This is a genomic window from Candidatus Nitrosocosmicus sp. R, assembly GCF_054408505.1.
The window spans coordinates 1661916-1682231 of record NZ_CP167090.1; the positions used below are offsets into that span (position 1 = coordinate 1661916).

Here is a 20316-nt window from a genome sequence, read left to right on the forward strand (position 1 = left end):
GAAACAAGATTAAGAAAATTTTCATACTTTTGCTAGTGATCCATAGAGAGAAACATTCCGATTGATGAAAAGTTCCTGACTGGCGTTGTCAAGATACATGTAAAGGAGCCAGTTTTTATGGAAAGTAATATATCGTACACTCAAGCAGATAAATTCCTTTTTTGGGTGAACGTCTAAATTTTCCATTAGTAAAAAAAATATTTTAAAGAAACTATGCAAAATATACAGAATGGAACGTAAATTTTTGCTGACAATCTTATTCGCCGAAAAGAAAATTTTAAACTGAAAATAAATTTTATAAATCTATGTGTTGTTACTTTTTACCATAGGAAGATAATTTATGAACTAGTTAACAGAACCCCTAAAAGGGATGAGGATTTTTTATTTTATGGACTTTTTTTGTCATATTAAACTCAATACCATGTTACACCTATTAACATGAATTCTTGCACAGTAAATATAATTAAATAATGATAAAGATAGAGTTCATCGAGTATTTCCTCTATTTTTATTATTTTCATCTCACGATACGTTATAAATAATTAATTGTGGATGAATGACCAAAAACCTCTAACCGAGCAAACATTTTATCATTATCAACCCTTTAACAAGATGTGATAGGACATAATGATGTAGATATTTCTGTAAATGGGGCGAATTTTGAGGGTGAGAATGTGCAACTATTGACTGATAAAATACAGGAAAGATTATCAAGAGCCATAAAAAAGCGTTATCAATATGAATCCAATTCAAGATCTGCTCAAAAATTCTTACTTGACTTTGTTAACACTAAAGTTCCGTTAGTAATAATGTATGCCGATTTAGTGGGTTCGACTAAGATGAGTATGAGTCTGCCGGTTCGATCAATGGTTACAATAATAAGATCTTTTTCGTATGAAATGTCAAATATTATAAACATTAGTGGGGGATATGTACTGAAGTATTCCGGGGATGCAGTAATCGCTTTTTTTCCCTCAAACATTAACAAGAAATCAGCAATAAAGCTAGCTTTAGAAAGAGGGAATTTGATGATCGTAGCCGTAGAAAAAGGTATTAGCCCTGTGTTAATTCAGAATGACATGCCAGAACTTAAAATAAAGATAGGAATAGACGAAGGTGAGGATCTAATTATACAATATGGTCACGATACGACTTCATTGATAGATATACTTGGATACACGATGAATAGGACTGCCAAGATTACTTCACTATCTCTACCCAATGGCATTACCATAGGGCAGAATGTATTTGATAATTTACCTTTGGATATGAAACAGAATTACAAGGAAGTTAGATTTGATGCGGAAAAATGGAAGTATATCAATCTCCGGACTGGAGATCTTTATAAATTATATTCCAATATTGGTTGACAGTTATGTATCCAATAGGCTATATTCCTCTGTAAACTAACACTGCTTGTTTAGATCTATAACATAATACCTTTAGCTTGCCAACTAGGATTATCATTATTATGAGGGATACTTTCCTCAGATTACTCTCTGGTGATGAAAGAACTATTTTGTATGATGATAGAGGATAAGGAGAATAAAGAATCTGGATATCGCTCAAAGATCATTCTGCTTAAAGGTGAGGGATGTAGTTCCTGAGATAGGATAGTAACCAACCATTACGACATCAACATAAGAAAGTGAATACACCGATTCAATGAACATGTTATTGAAGGAATAACTTCTAAAATATACAAACACTGATGAGGCATTCGATTGGGTATATTTCAGATAATGTCAAATAGTAAATGAACTGATTATATATAATGGGAAAAGGCGATCAATCTCGATATCTACTATTGACCACTAAGGGTTGGAAAACGGGGATAAACCACAAAATAAGAATATGGTTTGTAGAATATATTGGTCGTTATTATATTACTTCAGAAACTTCTACAAAAGCACATTGGGTTCAAAACATTATTCACTATCCTAGGGTATTAATTGAGATAAGTAACAATGTATTCGAAGCCACAGCTCGAATAATAGATAATGAAAAGGAGCAGGAATTGTCTAACACGATAAAGGAGCTGATGAAGTCTAAATACGTTATTGGCTCAATTGTCGAAATTGAAAGGGATATAAAAAAACAATAGGATAAAATTTAAACACATACAAGTTCCTAATATTTGATTTGATTTGATGTTTAGTAACAGTCTGGGCGCAAGGGGGCTTACTACTAGTAAACACTGTAATCTACTACGCTATTTTAGATTTGGGTTCTTACAAAATTCTACTGATGTTCTGATATGTTTGTATTTTTTCCAAAGGCATAGAGATCAAAATGTTGCTGTTGTTATTTGAGATAATAATGATTGATATTCTTACTTGTTATCAATGTTTGTCTGTTTGGAAATATATAGCTTTTAAACTTAAGACGGCTATATACTGTTAGTAATTATTTAACATCGCGTACTTAGATGTTTGACTTTTCGGAATTAAAGAGTGTCTCTTGAGACACAAAACTATCCGTAATTACCCAAATATATTCTATATATGTTGTAATTTATTTATAAGACAAAATTGTTTTAAGGCGGTAAAAACCAATCCGAGGATTGATGTGGTAGTTATTGCTGATTCTCCATATGGTATAGACTGCGGAAGAAGATTGCCTGTATCGTTATTCAAAACCTTCTATCTTATAACTATAATGTTTTTTAGCGTATAAGCCTTAATAAAGAATGCATCATTTAGGCTTGGTGTTTACATCTGGAAGAGTTGAAAAATACTTTTCTAGATGTAATAATTGTCAATCTAATGCTTTAAGAATTTCGATAGGATAAATGATTAAAAATAACGAATTATATTATTTCAAATACTTTAGATGCACATACGATGCGTTTATTATTTAATATCCAACATGATAATCTTCATTCAATGAAACACATAAGACAGTTAGGAAATACGAGAGTCAAATAACTCTGAAAGTTTTGGTGCTATTAGATTAATAGAGTTAAATCCATCTACAAAGATAACTGCTCCTTTTTCCTCCATACCTTTTAGTTCATCCTTAAACCCTTGAAGAGTAATTAAATTTTCTTCTGAGGGATGAGTAAAGACATGAGTATATAATTCATCAATTGACCATGTTGTCTTTTCAGGCATCTTTACCGAACACAGCTTGTATAATTCATAAGCAATATTATTTTTATAAGAATTCATGATCCTTACATTCTATTCTGTGGAAACTCTTCACAAACTTCATGAATATAGATTAGTCAATGTTCTGCATCAATTAAGACGTTATCGTCTTTGTTTTTATTTTTGTGTTTGTCACCGTATTTTTGGGTTCCTCCTTCGTCGATCATCCTTTGTCTTTCTATGTCACTAGTAGGAATTGACTTGTTGTCTTTGTTTTTATTTTCCTCGTGCATTGTGTATGTGTAAATTTACCATATTATTTAACATTAGGTATATTATGTTTGGAACAAAAAAAGTGTCTTATGCATTACTTGTTATTATTACAAAAAAGGCAGGTAACATTTTTTGCTCATAAAAAAATTACTCTATTTACATCGATCATGATTTAATAAACTATAATAAGATTATAATTAGATTAATCCGTATAATGCCATCATACATGTTCCAACATTCTCATTACTGTCTATCTATCCATCAAAATGAAAAACAATAAAAATCTGAGCTCAAATTGATAGAATAAATAGGAACGCTACCGCGGCGTATATTCCTTTGTTGTTATGTTAATGACTTGAGGAGTTTTTGGTCGTAGTAGATGCGTTGTGGTTCGAATCAGCTACCTCTTCAACTTCTGCTGCTAATTGTCTTGAATTTTGTTCGAACACTCTTGCTGTATTTACTCCTGTGTTTGATAGGTGTCTTGAAACGTCTTTTGCTTGTTGTAGTAATGGTTTCCATGCATCAAGGGTTGAGAAAATAACGTTGTTTGAAAGTCTAATGGCCGATACTGTATTGTCTGCAACATTACTAACGAATCTTGTATATGCATTAACTGCTGCCTCAGGAGAATAATAGTTGGTAACTAATCCAGTGTATATCTCATTATATGGTCTCCATGCTGATTGGAGTGAATTAACAACTTCTTTTTGAGAATCAAGATATTCTTCTGAAATCTCTTTTGCGGTTTGTAGTGATTGCTCTTGATAACTATTTACACTGTCATTAATTCGTGGAATTTGTTTTCTTGATTCATCAATTGATTTTTTGATATTATCTTTAGTTTCATCAAATGACTGATTAACGGATTCTTGGAAATCATTGTTATTGTTTTGTTGATTGGTATTATTTGAATAATTTTGGTTAGTTTCTATTTTCTTTGACATAGTATCTATTAGTTACCGTACTATATAAACATTGGTATTAAACGGTTTTTTATACCAAATAGTGCCAAATTTGCATATATCTGGCGCCATGGATAGACAAAATTTTGATTATAGTCCTCATCAGTCATACTGATGTAAGTACTCTATGTTTGTCATAATAACTGTACTAATCAAAGTTGCCCTATTTGGCATATCGTTTTGGTAGAAAAAATAAAATTACTTGCCATTAGATTCGAGGTTTTCCTTGTCTAATTATGTCTTTTTGTTCTTGTTTGCTATTCCTCTGGGCCCAGGCTTCAGCGTGTCGCCTGTCTCATCCAAAATAACTTCACTATTATCGGCCGCATCGCCTACTGCTTGTTGTGAGTCATTCTTTTTGTTGATGGGTTCTTCTGACATCATGGTTGTTAATGCATCATCATTTTTATTAGATGCACCTACTTGACGAAGCAGTCACTCTCAACCGCGATGATGGATGGTGACGATGGTCCAAGTAATACAGGGCTGGATAGAGTTTATAGCTTTAATTCTTATCGGATTCATATGATGTAATACATTATGTATAATGGGTAAATATAGAGAGAATTACTTTGTTTGTAGCATGCTAATAAACCAAAATGGACTGAAAGATATGAAATTATTATGATTAGTGATTAAATATTATGTTGTATAAATAATACCACCTCATATGGAGGACGCACTGATCGTCGATCTGTGATAATCCGAATAAGGTGTAATAAGGCTACAGTCATGTCATAAGTTTACTGCCAGTGGTAGGAATACAAAAGCATGAGAGGGTCTGAGGTATACGACTAAATAGGATACCAAGTTACTACCGTAATAAGAAAAAAGACCTTTATTGAAACCTTATTGCCTTTCTAATATCTTACCTTTGATTGTTGCGTGAAATATTCTATATGTAGAAGAATATTGAAAATCATACTTAAAGAAGTGATATAAAAGAATCACACGGGAACGTACTATTCAATAAGAATTCATAGGGCTTCGAATCCATGAGGTACATGGGAACTGTAAATTTAATAAATTTTTACTTAGAAGAATTCAAGTTTAGTTAACAAAATCATAATATTATACTGTCAGAAGGGTATTTGATAAAGCCGGAAAGAAGATGAGTATGTACTATTGTCGCAAAGTTTTTACCACTCGAGAAATAAATGGATAGAGCTAGAGACCATGACTTGTTGTAGGGAAGGATAAGCGGTTCCGTATTTGTGAATCATTACTATAGACCCGACGTAAATGAAATTATTGCAGAGTATAAGGCCTATATTGCGCGAACTGATGAAGAGTTGATTAATGAAGTACATATTTATTCCCACTACATAGTAATATTCTGGTTCTAATCGATATGAGTTGTAATGGTATATGCGTTAGATATAAAGCAAAAAGGAATCATCAGGTGCCATCTAGGTATAAGGAAGGACAGAAAAGATGCAGCACTTGTGAGATATTTATAAAATGGGACAACAATGCCTATTGTCCCTGTTGTAATTTTAAATTAAGAACAAGGTCATTTCGTGGTTGGGAGATGAGGAAAAAGTATAGAGAAGAGACCATTAAGCGGTATTAATCATTCAGCATTTTAGACCAAACTTTTTCAAAATAATCCCAATAAGGATAAGTCCGGTTTTGGGTGAGTTGATTAAGAATTTGAAAAACGTCTTTCACTCAATTGCGGCATTGCCCATTTATAATGGAGGAAGATATCAATCAATCATAAAACAAATCAAAGTCCATTTTTTTGGAGTGTGATACAATAAGATGATTTGAGTTTCAGATATCCTTTTGAATGTGATTACAAAATACGGTCCCTTTACTAATATAGCATACAATTTGGTAACAAAACGTTGAAATTTCTTCTATAGCATTTTTGAAAGAAGACACTTCTCAAGTTTTCTTAATTTCGTCGTCTTGTTGTAGTCCTCGAATTTTTATTTGCATCATTTCTTTTATTTCGTTTCATAACAGTACATACCATCCATCTATATATCATCTCGAATACATACAACGAAGGAAAATCTGCGTCTTAATTTCCTTTACCACAATTTCTCTCTCTAATTGAACTAAGTCAGATAAATCATACACATGATTATCCATTTGTAAATGAAAAGTTGTTTATACATGGTTTGTATTACCGTAGGATTAAACTCGAAAGTATCTATTGTATCATTCATTACCTACTATATAGGCTACAATTAATTAGATCTTTGTATGTTACTAATAATAGAATTAATTTATAAATCATTATATGTACTACTATAATAGGAGAATGTTACAAATTAATAATAAAGGAATTTTACCGTATGATGGGTTTAGCAAGTTTTTTGATCTAGATAACAATAAAGACCTCTATGATAGAAACGAATTGTTCAGCGACTTTGATGATAGCTATAGAGGAATAGATAGCAAGTCTAATGTATTCAATGACATTTCAACGAATGCACCAAATGAACTGGTAAGAGAATATGGAACACAAGAAGCTCTCAAAGTACGAAAGGTAGTTGACTTGCATATGTAACTTGTTCTAAATTTATAATATTTTTGCCCATATAGTACTATGAAGTTTTCTTTAAATAAATCAGCAAACCAAGTTAATTGTTATTTCGTAAGCAAGGGAATTAAGAATAAGATGGTTGAATCATCGCGATCTTCAACTCATAAATCATTTTAGTGAAATAAAGAGACTATAATTTCCTCAGCACTTTTGTGTTAAAAAATTATTTGCTCTACCCCAATTAATGCTTTAATTATTAATATAATTTTTTTGCATATTAAAAAAAACCTTTTGAATTTGCAAACTGTTATATTTTTCCTTTGATAATTTTTGGTTTACTTTGTATGAGTATTCGGTATTGGCCGCTGCATTCTCTAATGTGAGCACTCTTGACATACTCAGAACAATAATATTGACTGGATTTGCAGGTTTTTCATCATTCCTTGGCATATATTTATCTAAAAGGATAAACTTTTCTGAACGACATATGTTGGCACTTACTTCGTTTGGAGCAGGCATCCTCATATCTGTTGCAATATTTGGAATGGTAGTAGAAGCTGAGAAGATAGTTAGTCTTACAATTACAGTTTTTGCATTTGTTATAGGTGCAATCCTTTTTACAGTATTAGATCGTATAGCCGAAAAAAAAGGGGGTGGTGCTGGAATATTATTGGGAATGGAGACGATTACAGATAAACTTTGAATTTTTCTCAATTTAAATTGTTAATATAATATAATATTCTAATTCAGAATTTCGTAAACTGCTAATTCGTAATAAGGATAAGTATTTAGCAATAAGCAACTTCATATGAAAATAAAGTTTGTGAAACAGAAGCCATACGAAAACTCGTGTATTTTAATTGACTTAAAAACTACTATCTGTAATTGCAAATAAAAAAAATTGAATAGATAGTTAATTGGCTATTCCATTGTCATATTTCCATTATTAGCTCGAGCCATTAACCAAGTCCTTAATTCCTTCCATCACGCCACCAGTAACATTTGACAGTGCTTCACCAGTTTTATTCATTGCATCCTTCATTCCCTGAGTTGCTGTTTGACTAGACCCATTCATTGTTTCTCGAGCAATTTCCCCAGTTTGGTTTTGCCTCATTTCAGCAACCATTGAATGATTATAAGTATCTGATGTGGAATTAGTCAGACAATTTACCATTGACACGTTTGTTCCCATGTCAGGTGAACACTTATACATTGTAACTTGTGCCTGAATGTTATTCTGATATAACATTTCCATACCACTTAATGTTATAGCCAAAACAAATGCAATTATACATCCCTTAATAATTTCTATTTTTGTAGATACAATCTTAGAGTGATTTAATTTTTCCTTAAGATAACGAACCATTAGATGAAAAAGTTGTATAATAAAGTATTTAACGATAGTAAATTTATCTCACTAGTTCTAAAACTACTAAATATTGGGAGTTTATGCAATTCATAAGGTTCACCCCTCTATTTTAGTGCATTATCGATAAAATAGTTCTCACATGAAGTCAAAGATAAATCTTAGTTCATGATTCTCCGATCCTTCGGTGGAATGACAACAAAATTTCATAATCTCTATTTGTTCGTTTCATTTGTAACTATCTCATATACCTTTATGCACATTTAGAGTGAAGGGATATTTCTATGACAAATCAAAAGGCAGTCAAAATAGTATTGTTTGGAGTATTAGGAGGAATCATTGCAAGCATAGCCATGTATCCATTTCTTTTTCTTACAACAAGTATGATGGGACTTCCTCTAGATGACTTGTCCATAGCTAGAGGTATGGCAATAAGTAATATCAATGACAATTATTATCTTAACCTGACATTGGGTATTGTAATGCATTTGCTTACTGGAGCCATTGCAGGTGTAATATTTGCCATTATAGTATCTACAGTGAAGAAATTTGCAATCATAAATTTTAAAAAAGGAATTACAGAAGGAGTCATTTACTCGATAATCATTTTCTTAGTTTTGTTTATTCCTACTACTATGGGTATGGTTCTACCAAATCTCTTCGATATAATGAACCAATCTAATCCAACCCAAAGCAGTCTCGAAGATCGCCAAACTGTTGAACAAAATCTCATTCCAATCTACGGGTTTGGTTTTATTGCACATATTGTATTTGGAATAATATTAGGGTTAGTAACATCATTGTTAGTTATCAGAGCTCATATGATTCAAAAGAATTGACGCAAATTGTCCCTCTCCAAATATAAATAAGTCAAACGAGTTGCGGATAAGATTTAATTAAATTCTCATTCCGAAAAACTTGTAAGACGTTTGCTATAAGTCTCATGAAAAAAGACTAAAATTTCACCTAGTCTTATATTTTACTATGACTCAGGATAAAATGTAAACAATGTGGTTTTGATCATATTTCAAACATATACCGATTGGAAGAACATAATTTTCATAAAAAATTTTCGATCTTGAAAGTTGTCCTAGCTGTGGAAATGTATCTAAATGTGACGAATCAGATTATAAATCTTAATTAGTCAGAGTAAGCCCTGTTAATTTAAGGTAATTTTTCAAATGCTTCCCAGTATTTCATATAGATTAAGAGGAATTATATCAGAACAAAAGGACATAAATCGTGCTCAAAATACAGGGGAATCTTGTCGATATCGTCCTGTTTGGTTCAATGACAACTCAAATTCACTCTATTTCAAATGCTTAAGTTAACAGGGCCCCAGTATCAGATCACTAACACATACCATCTAACTTTCAATCTTACTGTTTTGTATGTCATTTTTTATTATTGCTTTCTTCTTCTATCGAATTATTCACTCTATTCTCCCTTTAAGGTATCACTTATATTTTTTACATAATGGTATTCCAATATCGATTGTAAGTCCGTCTTATCATTATCCAATCCGGTAATTTCAAAATCTATATTGTATATTCCTGTCTCCGAAAATATGGGGCCAGTCATAATTATAATACCTGAAGGGTCAGGAACCATGGCATTAGTAAGCACGTCAAATGTCGCACCTGTGGTTACATGAGACGAATTAACATTCTTAATTACAATTGTCAACGGGCCTGGGTGTGAATGGAAAAACTCGGATGCTTTCAAATCGTGATCTTTGCTTATTGACATTCTATAAGTAACATGTTGAATCGGCTCTCCGGATTTTTCGTCGATCAAATTCATTTTCATTTGAATATCCTGAGCGGGGGTTTGGACATTTGGTTCCGCGGCAAAATTCATTATAATATTTCTGTCGCCTAGTGATGCCATAGGTGGTGGTGCGCCGTGATGTTGTGCACTAGCGTAATTAATCCCATAACTTGACAAAAAGAAAATCATAATAATACATAGAACAAAAATCATGTTTCTTTTCATAATGGTCATTATCCGGTTTAATGCCACATGTAATTTAATTTCATTAAAGGATTGTGTATGTCTACACACAATTATCAATTACTATTCGACATTTATAAAAGGATTTTTATCTTCAAGTCATTCTGGTGACAAGAATCTTATTAACAAACCCTCAGAGTATAAATCTAGTCAAAATTAGGGATTGGGATGAGATCTAAGTCTAAATACAAACTATTATCAAATCATACCCGGAATTATTTTACTACATGAGGGAAAAAATTGGATATGAATCATTTTTATTCCATAAAGCAAGAAAAGACGGATATGATTACACAATAGTCTCTAATGCTAAATTTAGACATGTAAGGGAATTAGGAAAAGACCATCATTTTTTAGACTGGGGTCAAAGTATGAAAGTTTTACGATACCATCCATTATTCGTGTTAGGAAGATTCATGATTGATTTTATAAAGAACAAACCTGTCGGCAGAGTTGGAACAATTTCAATCCTATATTACTATTTGATCTATAGGCCAAATGAGAGTGGATACAACAGCTTTTATCAAAAAGAACTGAGATTATATAAGAATGTCTCAAAGAAATCAGTTCAAAAATAAGATTAAAAGGTCCCCAGTGATTTTCGCTAGTTACTTGTCGACAAAATAAGTTCTATTAATGTAAGAAAACGATATTTCATAACCTAAACTGTTGCCTTAAAGAAGTTTAAACTAGAAAATATGTTATAAATAATAACTTACCGGACGGTTTAAACTATAACATCGCTACAACGGATTCACGAGGTGGGTTGACTACTACATTCAAGTTTATGATATAGCAAAAAATCAATTAAACATAAACAAAATCTCCATATGCATTAGCAATGGTTTCCTGTATATCTGCTAGGATAACAAAAACAAGACATCCTTACACAACAGATGTAAATAGTAATTTTTACGCTAATTACGTAAGAGATTTATTGAATCCATTCAACAATAGTGCCTGGATCAAATTAGATAAAACTAATGAAAGAGTTAACAGGATCATATTAATTATAAAATAAGTTGGAAAATATGAGCCTAGTCCCATACTTAACGATTAAACAAAAATAATCTTACATTCTTTTTACTAAATAATAATATTAAATAAACTTGAAATGTTTTTCTAAAAATCTTGCCTGTATTAGTTCAATCAGTACACCAAACCTTTCTATTTCATTTAAAAAGTTTAATTAAATTAGTATTTGCTAAGAAGGTTATTGAACCCCTTTACCTAAACAACTCAAACCCCATTAGTCAAAGCTAGAAAGTGACTGAGCCCATGTTTTGCTATGACTACCTGAAAATAATATATCGTAAACAATAGGATTGATAAATTTTTTTATTCTTGTATAGTATAATTTTGGATGACTGATTAATTATTCAGGGTATATTATTTACTAGAATTAAAAATAAATACTCACACCTTTTTTTGATTTTACCATTATGATATTTAGTTAATTAATATGTATACAGATTTATCCTCAACCTTTGTATTATAGGTCTTTAAAGGCAATTCTGCTGGTCCGTTTTGAGGTACTCCATTTTCCAAATTAAAAGCTGACATGTGTAGTGGACAAGTTACGGTCTTTTCTTCCTCGCTTAAAAAACCGGTTGAAAGATCAGCATACGCATGAGTGCATATTCGATCAGTTGCAAAAATTTTGTCTTTAATCTTTGTTATCAGGATTTTCATTTCCCCATTATCATACTCCCTAAGATCTCCATTTTTTAAGGAATTCTCGTCACAGACTTTAATCCACCCCATATTGATTCTTTATTATTAAATAGCCAATAAATGTTACACTTTTTCTTTATTTATGAAAGTTGTAAAAAAATGACCCAATGTTCTTGTGTGCTAAATAACTTCGTTCATATTTCTGAATGTTTCAGCCAGGTTTAAAGCTGAATGACATGCAATTAAGATGTTTACGTTAACTGTTTCGCTTCCTGATGAAAGTTGGTGTTCAAATTTGCTTAGAAATGTCAGATGGAATAAAGGTCGAGTGGAATGTCCCCGATGCCATTGTTATGACATAAAGAAGGATGGTCAGTACCGTTCCTACCAAAAATACCGAGGTAAAGCCTCTCTTTTCTGAAAGAAAAGGTGGAAGTTGTATTAACAATGTTAAAGTTTTATCAATTAAGGGCTCTAATGAATAAAACAAAACAGACAAGGGCTTGATGATGTCTTCTAATTTTCTCTCGTGAGTAATTATTTTAGGAAATTTCAATGAAAATTTGAAGTCTTCAGGAGTTTTGTCCTTCCAACCTCTAACCGTATATCTTGAAGGTGTGTGATAATATGTAGAATCAACTTCAACAAATTTGAAGAATTTCGAGTAATAAGACAAATAGTCTTTATTTTCCATCTTCTTTGGATAAAAATTACCTTTCCAACCTTCATAACTCCAGCCAGAGCAGCCTATATCCAAAGTCAAGTTCTATTTGAGTAAATTGATCAAAACAGTAGAAAAACTTTCTTTCGAAGGATTAGACTTCCTATGAAATCAGGGACGGATCACTCTATTTGAACCCACGAATGCCCTGACAAATCATAATTTTCTAAAAGTGAAACTACTCTAGGATGACAAATGTTTTAATACCAAAGTATTACAAAGTCAGATAAATAAAATTGGTCATCTCGTAGAAATAACTATGCACCGCCTATTTCCTCTTCATCCTCAGACTTTCTAATATCTACAAAACTAACCTGTACACCAGTTGCAATGTTCTTCAATGCTTCACTCATGAATCTTTCTGCATCTTCCCTTTTTATGTCAGATTCCGTTGTAAACTTTGCAAGGATATTATAGGTTGCCATTTCTACTCAATATCTCTATTATTCTTATTACTTATTATAGTCTTGCCTTCTTTCCCTAACTATGCAAAATACCAATACGAAAGTGGCTCCCAAAATTACCTAATTCTATGTACTTCATTCATAATCTCAATTCCATACCACTATTGCATTCTTGATTTCCTAATTTGCATTTTCAGAAAGATATTATGTTAATTTTGTCTGTTTTGGTTTTCAACCTATTAGGTTGTTTTATATTCTCATCAATTAATACCGCATCAATTTTGGCCCTCAAGATTTTGAGATTCTCTTTATCGATTGCAAAACCAATTGTATCTACTTTTCCATTATCCATATTGACAAGTTTAGCAACAAAATACATGTTCTCATATCCTGATTTTCCTTTATGCTTTTTTTCTAAATCGGTAACAGTAATCTCTATTTTGTCTACCATATTTCAGAAATGAATCTCAATTTTCAAATATATATAATTTCTTTATTTGTTGAAATACCTTATTGCAATTCTCTCGTCATTCAAGTTAGAATATGGGTCATATTTGTTTCACACACCGAAGCCATCATGAGAGGATTCTATGGATAATATTATGAATATCTTTATTCTTATAAAACAAATTTGGACTTCTTTTCGCCCACTGAGATTGTAGAACCCAAAAACATATTGAAAAATTGATGTGCTATTGAAAATAATTGGAAAAACTTATCTAATTGTTACTGTCACTATCTCCACCACTTGATGCATTCGTATTTATAATATCATAAAATACCAAACATGGGCTGCAAATTCTAATGTCATTAATTATCCGCAAAATTTTTGCCCCCAATTTTTCTAATCAAATAGACTTCAAACAATTTTTGAAAATATTGTCAAAATATTATTTAATTAGTGTTACCATATCTATGAAATGATATCTAGTGGAATATATGCTTTGACCAGAATGAATAAGGTTTTCTAATAGACAAAGAACATGAATCATTAAAGTCTTCTCTACAATGATTTAAGATAAAAAAATGCGGGTATATTATCTAATGCTTTGGCTGTTTACACTTTTGGTCTGAGCCACTTTCGCAGCCTTCTTTTGCTACCTTATTTACATTGTCACCTCCATGGGCTTCTTTGAATTGTTTACAATCATCATTGTCTTTCTCACAACCTGCTGATACTCCAAATTGACCATCCTCAGTTTCCCAAGCTTTGAACTTTCTGTCAGGGTCTGCAGATGCTAGTCCTGAGTATGGAACCACTGTAGTTAACGTCGCTGCTCCTAACACAGTTACTATGGCGAAGATAAATATTGTCTCTTTCATCTAAAATCACACTAATGAGATACAATACAAATTCTTCCTTCCTGGCTAGAATTGGAGGAAAATCCAGTCGAAGATATTATACTTGGACATTGTGAGACAATGAAGAATACATGGTCAAACAGCTCATCAAAAGACTCTATATTATTTGTGATTTAATGGTCCAGGATTATAAGCAGAAAGCGTTCAAATAAACGGTACAGAAACTAATTATTTATTTTTGTCTCATTTTTAATATGTTTTCTAATCCTCGTCCATGCTTGCTTTGTTTCATAATCCATAGGTCGAATATCTGATTCTTTGAGTTTTCCATATCTCTCAAATTCTCTTGCAAATGCTGTTTGTATTCTATTTAGTACCTCTTGTCTATCTGTTCCAACTATTACTGATTCAGTATTATTCAATGCAAAGTCGTCTAGAATCTCTTCAGTCGGGATTTTGATTATTCCCAAGTGAATATCTATTGGAATCAAATGAAATTCATATCCATCAATAGAATATTGTTATAGAAGCACAATTATTAACAATTAATTCAAATACCTTTACAAATTAAAATCAAATTTCAAAGGCTCAACATGTGACATCTTTTCTAATGTGGTTCTTTCGCCTTGGTCTATTAGTTTTTTTATTGTTTCGGTAGAGAAATCAGCATTTTTAAACATTGTTGGGGATTCTATTTCACTTCTAGTAATCCTTATTACGGATTTTATCTCTGCCCCATAGCTTTCAATAAGATTATTATACTCTTCTTTTATTTTTTTTAACTCCTCTATATCGATTTTGGTTTTATCAGTGTATTTTTCAAATACATCATATAGTTTTTCTATAAGATTTATGTGTCGAGTTACCAACTTAGATAATTGTATATTATACATATCTTTATCGCAGAATAAAATATCTTTATATCGATTAATGACTTCAACCATATTTGCAGGAAGACGATCTATGTTTTGGGGATAGTTTTCAACAATGAAAATATTCTTGTCGTTCCTTGGAGATATATATATAACATCTCGAATCGGGGTATTACTAAGTAGACTGCCATCCCAACCAAATACATTTTCTTCCACTTTTACCCAAGGAAATCCATAAATTGGATAGCCTGAACTTGCTAGAATATGTTTTGCCTTAATCTCCATTTGTTTGTTATCAAAAACAAGGGGTTTTCCAGTCATAACATTTACTGCGGTTATAACAAGTCTAATAACATCAGGATTTTCCTCTTGTTTTGCAGCAAGATTTAATTTTTTATAATCGATATATTTTTCAAGGATTTTCTCAAGTGGAGAATGATCATATATAAAAGTCCAGTTTTTGGGATTAAAATAATTCTCTGCATCTGTTTTTGCCAAAAGACCATAACTATTCCACCACTGCCATCTTGGAATAAACATTTTTGGAATACCAAAGATTGCAGCATTTACAGAGGCTGATAATATTTTTTTAATAAAATACTTTTTACTGTATGAATCCCATTCATACATCCATAAATCAGGAATAAGCTTGATGGTACTTTCACTTAATTCAAGCCAAAATTCCTCCAAATCCTTTTCCGGTTGGTCACTTTTACTTCCTGCTATGATTGCAGCATTTACAGCCCCTATAGAAGTACCAGCAACTATATCTACTCTTACTTTTTGTTTTACTAAAGCCTTAAAGACACCACAGGCAAAAGACCCTAAGGAGCCGCCTCCTTGCATAACAAGAACATTTTCTAATTTTCTAGATTTTTTATGTCTTGGCGGACTTTTTTCTTCTATTTCATAGCTCATATAGTTACAATTAACCTTAAAGACTAAAAATTTTCTTTTACATATAAGCGATTAAACTATATTATTAATATGGTTTAAACATAGGTATTACTCCGTTAGGCCCCTGTTAACTTAATCATTAATCACCTCAACATTGTGATAATCTAAAAACAAATTCAGCCATTTCCGAACATGGCTTAGTTTACAATCATTTTTTCTACAGGGAAAGTAATCATAAAATCCTTCAGTTCGATTCTTGATATACTGCATCGTCCTTTCGATAATGCTTTTCCTCTTTAGATTATAGTCGATTTTGAATTAAATCACCAATCCCCTTAATCTAAGGTGAATAACCTCGTAGAAATATCCTTTTGGTTTATCAATACATTATTGTGATTGGACATAAATATATTGAGTAAATTAATATATTTGAAAACTTTTCCAATACTACGAAACTAAAGGTCATTCCAGTTAGTTGAGTTTTATCATTATAATGGCTATTGTTAATAATAATTTCTCAATTTATGAGAATAATATTATGATAGTTGTGTATGATGAGGTTTCTTGTTTGGGTTAATGCCCTTTTTATTCTCATCAATTAACATAGCATCAATCTTAGCCTTTAAGATCCTAAAATTGTTATCAATAGCAAAACCCGTTGTATCTATCTTTCCATTATCCATGTAGACATGTTTAGCAACAGAATACATGTTCTCATATCCTGATTTTCTTTTATGCTTTAAATGGTTCCGTATTCAACTGAAAGTCCAAAATCTGATAATCTTACCAGTAACACGAATCAAATTTAATTGCTGGTTCCAATAATAAATAATAATCTTAGTCAAGTCTCTCTAGAAGCCGATAGATATGCAGACAATTTTGAAATTGCGAACTATTATGGGGAGCATTGACTTACATTGTAAAGAAAACAAAACATATATGGAGAGTGCAGCACTTCGTGATCATAATGCATTTTATGATTTTAGTATTAGCGATTACTTTGGGAATACTTGTTTTTATCCAATCTACAGACTTTGTGACTGCCCAAGAGGGAAATGGAAATGAGACTGGAGCAGAATTCTTGTTTATCCAGGGTGCACAGTCTGGTTCAGTATCTGAAGTAAATGCTACAACTTCTACACTTCAATTGAATGATGTTTCAGATAAGACAATATTATTTTCAGATAGACCTGACAGAATAGTAACATCTACTAACACAACTGATTTTATTGGCAACTGGAGTACAGGGACAAACAACTTTGCCGTAGACCCTCCCAATGCCGTCTTGATTTTAGATGATGAAGTAGAACAAAGACAAGATTTAGGCGTAATTGAACTCTATAATCCACAGTATGATGCAGAAGCAAATACAGTAAAGTATGACATAACCGCGGAGAATGCAACGACAACGACAACGACATCCATTAATCTACCAGGTGAGTTTGGACAATCTACTTTGTTGATTGACTCAGAGAATCAACAAGGACCTTATAATCCGGGACAACGGTCGGATACTTCAGGCGGGCTAACCAAATGCATGTTCGAACCAAATGCATGTTAGAGAATGGTATGTAATAGGATGCGGCGAATCTGCTAACATCCACGAAATTAGGTAACCATGGCAATTTTGCATGTTAGCAATGCGGTATTAGATGACTTGATTGATCATCTGTTAAAACCTTCCTATGCACCTTGCTTTAAGCTTCATCCCATCTCCCTTCTTGACCAGCATTTGTAAATCCTGAAGAGCATACCGATGGATTTCTCTCCACCACGAGATATTACAGCCGGGCTAACCAAACCTGGCTTTCAGAATCAAGAACACAATGCGGTACCACCAACACACTGATTCTAATACTCCTAAAGCGTATTGTGGGATTGATTCAGCAGCAGCAGTTGCTGCAACAAAAGCCCTGAAAATATCGTCAATTCAAACAATGTCTTACAAAATATTCGAGTGGATCTGAATAACGGAAATGGTCTATCAGCGCAAGCAAATAATAATGAATTTTCTGACAATAACTGTAATATATCAATCCCATATGGATTATGTTTGGCTTATTAATTTATTGATTTTTGTAATCATAAAGTGCAAAATCATGCTGTGATGTCACTCAATCCACTTTAGTTCTTTATGAACAAACTCTAAAAATCTGATTATCTTTATGGGAACCGTTTTTGCTATTTTCATGGGATTATTTGACTTGGCAGGCGTTTATACGGCAGCCATTGGAACTAAGATTATGCCAGAGATCCAGTGTATTTCCTTACTTTTGGTATAATATGTTTGACAATTGGATCAATCGCTGGCTTCCTATCAGTAAAGCTACACTATCATAGATAAAAATAATGGAAACCGGATTAAAGTTGATAGTTAGTCTCAGCGTACAGTGTCCTCCTATACTGAATCGTATAATGCTAAGCAATATTAGATCATCTATCAAATTGTAATTTTTTTCTTTTTGCTCGGCTTATCATCATCTATTAATATTGCATCGATCTTAGCCCTCGTGATCATAAGATTCTCTCTATCGATAGCAAATCCAGTCACATCTATCTTTCCATCATCCATGTAGACATGTCTGGCTATAGAAAACATGTTCTCGTATCCCGCTTTACCTTTATGCTTTTTTTCTAAATCTGTAACAGTGACGTCCACTTTATCCACCATATTTCAGAGCTGAGAATCTCAAAACTTAAATTTATATGATTTTTATGATGGTCGAAACACTAGATTGCAATTCGCTTACTACGTAAGTTAGAATATAGGTCATATTTGTTTCACACACACCGAAGTTATCACGAGATGATTCTACGGATAAATATTTTGAATATCATTTTTCATTCAAATCACATTTTTGGACCTCTTTTTGAGCACCGAGACTGTATATGATAAGATTAGTAAAACCAAAACACATTGAAAAATTGATAAATGCTGTTAGAAATAATTTGAAAAACTTATCTAATTGTTACTGTCACTATCTCCGCCACTGTCACTATCTCCGCCACTGTCACTATCTCCGCCACTGTCACTATCTCCGCCACTGTCACTATCTCCGCCACTGTCACTATCTCCGCCACTGTCACTATCTCCGCCACCGTTGCCTTCATCACTACTATCCTCGTTACTACTATTGTCTTGGTCTGAATTGCCTTCATCGCTATCGTTGTTATTTTGTTTCTTTTCATCTAGTATTTTGTCCATTTCCTCAACCGACAAATTCTTACTTGGGTCATCATCCTGCCAGTCAATTGAGTCATACTTGGGATCATTTCGTGGGTCTTGAGGTTTATCTTGTCCTTGTGGATAGGAGTAGGTTGTTGTGACTGTAACATCTACGTAATATTTGATCTTATTACCATCTCCACCATCATCATTACCGTTTTGATCTGTTATTGCACCTGACACGCCATCAAAGACATAGGTTTGATTAGGTGCTAGGTAATAGTTTGCAACTAATCCGTTGTCAAGTTCCATACTAAAGTTTTTGGTGTTTGATGGCAGATCAAAATCATCAATCGCCTCTTCATATGCTATTGATGATTTAACATCGTCCAAGTCATATCCAAATAGTGGATTTGTTATGGTTGAAAAAAGTAACAGGAAACTTATAATTGCGACCGTAGCAAAAAAATAATTATTATTGTTAACCTTTCTATTCATTTTAGTCTTGCCTAATTTTGGAAAACAAATTCATTCTCCTTGGTATTTTGTTAAGAGATTGTTAATATATATTTTCTAATAGCAATGACTTTATTGTTACCTTTACACTGCGTAATAGTAATATATCTAAGAATTATTCGATGCAGGTGAATTCCTATTTGTAAGGGAAATCAAACTGGTGGTCCAGAGGTCGCTTTGAATGGTGCCACTATCGTATACCAAATCCTTCCCCACCTATAACAACAACTCAATATTGGTACAACTGTAATGATGATTCACTGAAATGAATAAGGGACAAGATTAAGGATCTTAAAAGAGGAAGAAGAAATTGTAGGAGTAAAATCAGTAATAAAGAAATAATGAAGAACACCCATAACAATCTTCAAACTAAGAAATAAAGAACATCCTAAACATTAAAAATGATTTTCAGTTTTTTATCTGAAAACTCTCCTAAAAAGTGTTATTTTTGTGTTTCAATGGATTATTTACCATTTATCTATTATATTGACTCTTTTTCGTTTTCGCACCGCAACTGAACTAATACAATTCCTTTGTATACAATGATAAATAGAAAATACT

Annotated in this window: 24 protein-coding genes and 1 pseudogene; 9 read left to right on the forward strand and 16 right to left on the reverse strand. The window is 32.4% G+C overall.

Annotated features, from left to right (window positions below):
• Positions 1-614: 614 nt before the first annotated feature.
• Both AAGU22_RS08505 and AAGU22_RS08510 read left to right on the forward strand, forming a co-directional pair.
• The gene (locus AAGU22_RS08505; protein WP_458718696.1) at positions 615-1370 is read left to right on the forward strand and encodes an adenylate/guanylate cyclase domain-containing protein; all 756 of its coding nucleotides are present in this window, start codon (positions 615-617) and stop codon (positions 1368-1370) included.
• A gap of 404 nt (positions 1371-1774) precedes the next feature.
• The gene (locus AAGU22_RS08510) at positions 1775-2104 is read left to right on the forward strand and encodes a nitroreductase/quinone reductase family protein (RefSeq protein ID WP_458718697.1); all 330 of its coding nucleotides are present in this window, start codon (positions 1775-1777) and stop codon (positions 2102-2104) included.
• A 799-nt stretch (positions 2105-2903) separates the two neighbouring features.
• On the opposite strand, the gene AAGU22_RS08515 is transcribed toward AAGU22_RS08510, so the two are convergent.
• The 4 genes from AAGU22_RS08515 to AAGU22_RS08530 form a co-directional block, all read right to left on the reverse strand.
• Positions 2904-3170, reverse strand: coding sequence for a hypothetical protein (locus tag AAGU22_RS08515; protein ID WP_458718698.1), 267 nt, complete (start codon positions 3168-3170; stop codon positions 2904-2906).
• Positions 3171-3226: 56 nt separating this feature from the next.
• Positions 3227-3382: a hypothetical protein gene (locus AAGU22_RS08520; protein ID WP_458718699.1), complete on the reverse strand. Its 156-nt coding sequence runs from the start codon at positions 3380-3382 to the stop codon at positions 3227-3229.
• Positions 3383-3709: 327 nt separating this feature from the next.
• Positions 3710-4309, reverse strand: a complete 600-nt coding sequence (locus AAGU22_RS08525; protein ID WP_458718700.1) for a hypothetical protein — start codon at positions 4307-4309, stop codon at positions 3710-3712.
• 252 nt (positions 4310-4561) lie between these two features.
• On the reverse strand, positions 4562-4708 hold the full coding sequence (locus AAGU22_RS08530; protein ID WP_458718701.1) for a hypothetical protein: 147 nt from the start codon (positions 4706-4708) through the stop codon (positions 4562-4564).
• A gap of 1891 nt (positions 4709-6599) precedes the next feature.
• Between AAGU22_RS08530 and AAGU22_RS08535 the strand changes: the two genes are divergently transcribed.
• Positions 6600-6848, forward strand: coding sequence for a hypothetical protein (locus AAGU22_RS08535; RefSeq protein ID WP_458718702.1), 249 nt, complete (start codon positions 6600-6602; stop codon positions 6846-6848).
• Between the two features lie 316 nt (positions 6849-7164).
• Complete coding sequence (locus AAGU22_RS08540; protein ID WP_458718703.1) at positions 7165-7527, forward strand: hypothetical protein; 363 nt, start codon at positions 7165-7167, stop codon at positions 7525-7527.
• Between the two features lie 243 nt (positions 7528-7770).
• On the opposite strand, the gene AAGU22_RS08545 is transcribed toward AAGU22_RS08540, so the two are convergent.
• On the reverse strand, positions 7771-8190 hold the full coding sequence (locus AAGU22_RS08545) for a hypothetical protein (protein WP_458718704.1): 420 nt from the start codon (positions 8188-8190) through the stop codon (positions 7771-7773).
• Positions 8191-8474: 284 nt separating this feature from the next.
• Between AAGU22_RS08545 and AAGU22_RS08550 the strand changes: the two genes are divergently transcribed.
• Complete coding sequence (locus AAGU22_RS08550) at positions 8475-9029, forward strand: DUF6789 family protein (protein WP_458718705.1); 555 nt, start codon at positions 8475-8477, stop codon at positions 9027-9029.
• Between the two features lie 598 nt (positions 9030-9627).
• Here AAGU22_RS08550 and AAGU22_RS08555 read toward each other — a convergent pair.
• The gene (locus AAGU22_RS08555) at positions 9628-10194 is read right to left on the reverse strand and encodes a hypothetical protein (RefSeq protein WP_458718706.1); all 567 of its coding nucleotides are present in this window, start codon (positions 10192-10194) and stop codon (positions 9628-9630) included.
• A 236-nt stretch (positions 10195-10430) separates the two neighbouring features.
• Here AAGU22_RS08555 and AAGU22_RS08560 point away from each other — a divergent pair, with 236 nt between their 5' ends.
• Positions 10431-10781 (forward strand): hypothetical protein, encoded by a 351-nt coding sequence (locus AAGU22_RS08560; protein WP_458718707.1) that lies wholly within the window; start codon positions 10431-10433, stop codon positions 10779-10781.
• A gap of 871 nt (positions 10782-11652) precedes the next feature.
• Here AAGU22_RS08560 and AAGU22_RS08565 read toward each other — a convergent pair.
• Positions 11653-11967, reverse strand: coding sequence for a Rieske (2Fe-2S) protein (locus tag AAGU22_RS08565; RefSeq protein ID WP_458718708.1), 315 nt, complete (start codon positions 11965-11967; stop codon positions 11653-11655).
• 157 nt (positions 11968-12124) lie between these two features.
• Between AAGU22_RS08565 and AAGU22_RS08570 the strand changes: the two genes are divergently transcribed.
• Positions 12125-12298 carry a transposase gene (locus AAGU22_RS08570; protein ID WP_458718709.1) on the forward strand — a complete coding sequence of 58 codons (174 nt, stop codon included), beginning with the start codon at positions 12125-12127 and terminating at the stop codon, positions 12296-12298.
• 6 nt (positions 12299-12304) lie between these two features.
• Here the strand turns inward: AAGU22_RS08570 and AAGU22_RS08575 are convergent.
• The 7 genes and pseudogenes from AAGU22_RS08575 to AAGU22_RS08605 form a co-directional block, all read right to left on the reverse strand.
• A pseudogene (locus AAGU22_RS08575) lies at positions 12305-12571 on the reverse strand (DUF72 domain-containing protein); the annotation flags it as partial.
• Positions 12572-12855: 284 nt separating this feature from the next.
• Positions 12856-13023 (reverse strand): hypothetical protein, encoded by a 168-nt coding sequence (locus AAGU22_RS08580; protein ID WP_458718710.1) that lies wholly within the window; start codon positions 13021-13023, stop codon positions 12856-12858.
• Between the two features lie 172 nt (positions 13024-13195).
• A complete protein-coding gene (locus AAGU22_RS08585; protein WP_458718711.1) occupies positions 13196-13453 on the reverse strand; it encodes a hypothetical protein in 258 nt (85 codons plus the stop codon).
• Between the two features lie 590 nt (positions 13454-14043).
• Positions 14044-14325, reverse strand: coding sequence for a hypothetical protein (locus AAGU22_RS08590; RefSeq protein WP_458718712.1), 282 nt, complete (start codon positions 14323-14325; stop codon positions 14044-14046).
• A 203-nt stretch (positions 14326-14528) separates the two neighbouring features.
• Positions 14529-14795: a hypothetical protein gene (locus tag AAGU22_RS08595; RefSeq protein ID WP_458718713.1), complete on the reverse strand. Its 267-nt coding sequence runs from the start codon at positions 14793-14795 to the stop codon at positions 14529-14531.
• 69 nt (positions 14796-14864) lie between these two features.
• Positions 14865-16094, reverse strand: a complete 1230-nt coding sequence (locus AAGU22_RS08600) for a patatin-like phospholipase family protein (protein ID WP_458718714.1) — start codon at positions 16092-16094, stop codon at positions 14865-14867.
• Between the two features lie 515 nt (positions 16095-16609).
• Positions 16610-16783, reverse strand: coding sequence for a hypothetical protein (locus tag AAGU22_RS08605; protein ID WP_458718715.1), 174 nt, complete (start codon positions 16781-16783; stop codon positions 16610-16612).
• A gap of 257 nt (positions 16784-17040) precedes the next feature.
• On the opposite strand from AAGU22_RS08605, the gene AAGU22_RS08610 reads away from it, so the two are divergent.
• Entirely contained in the window at positions 17041-17634 is a 594-nt protein-coding gene (locus tag AAGU22_RS08610; protein WP_458718716.1) for a hypothetical protein, read from the forward strand.
• 265 nt (positions 17635-17899) lie between these two features.
• Positions 17900-18040: a hypothetical protein gene (locus AAGU22_RS08615; protein WP_458718717.1), complete on the forward strand. Its 141-nt coding sequence runs from the start codon at positions 17900-17902 to the stop codon at positions 18038-18040.
• A gap of 473 nt (positions 18041-18513) precedes the next feature.
• On the opposite strand, the gene AAGU22_RS08620 is transcribed toward AAGU22_RS08615, so the two are convergent.
• Both AAGU22_RS08620 and AAGU22_RS08625 read right to left on the reverse strand, forming a co-directional pair.
• Positions 18514-18744, reverse strand: coding sequence for a hypothetical protein (locus tag AAGU22_RS08620; protein WP_458718718.1), 231 nt, complete (start codon positions 18742-18744; stop codon positions 18514-18516).
• Between the two features lie 291 nt (positions 18745-19035).
• A complete protein-coding gene (locus AAGU22_RS08625; protein ID WP_458718719.1) occupies positions 19036-19737 on the reverse strand; it encodes a hypothetical protein in 702 nt (233 codons plus the stop codon).
• Between the last annotated feature and the right edge of the window lie 579 nt (positions 19738-20316).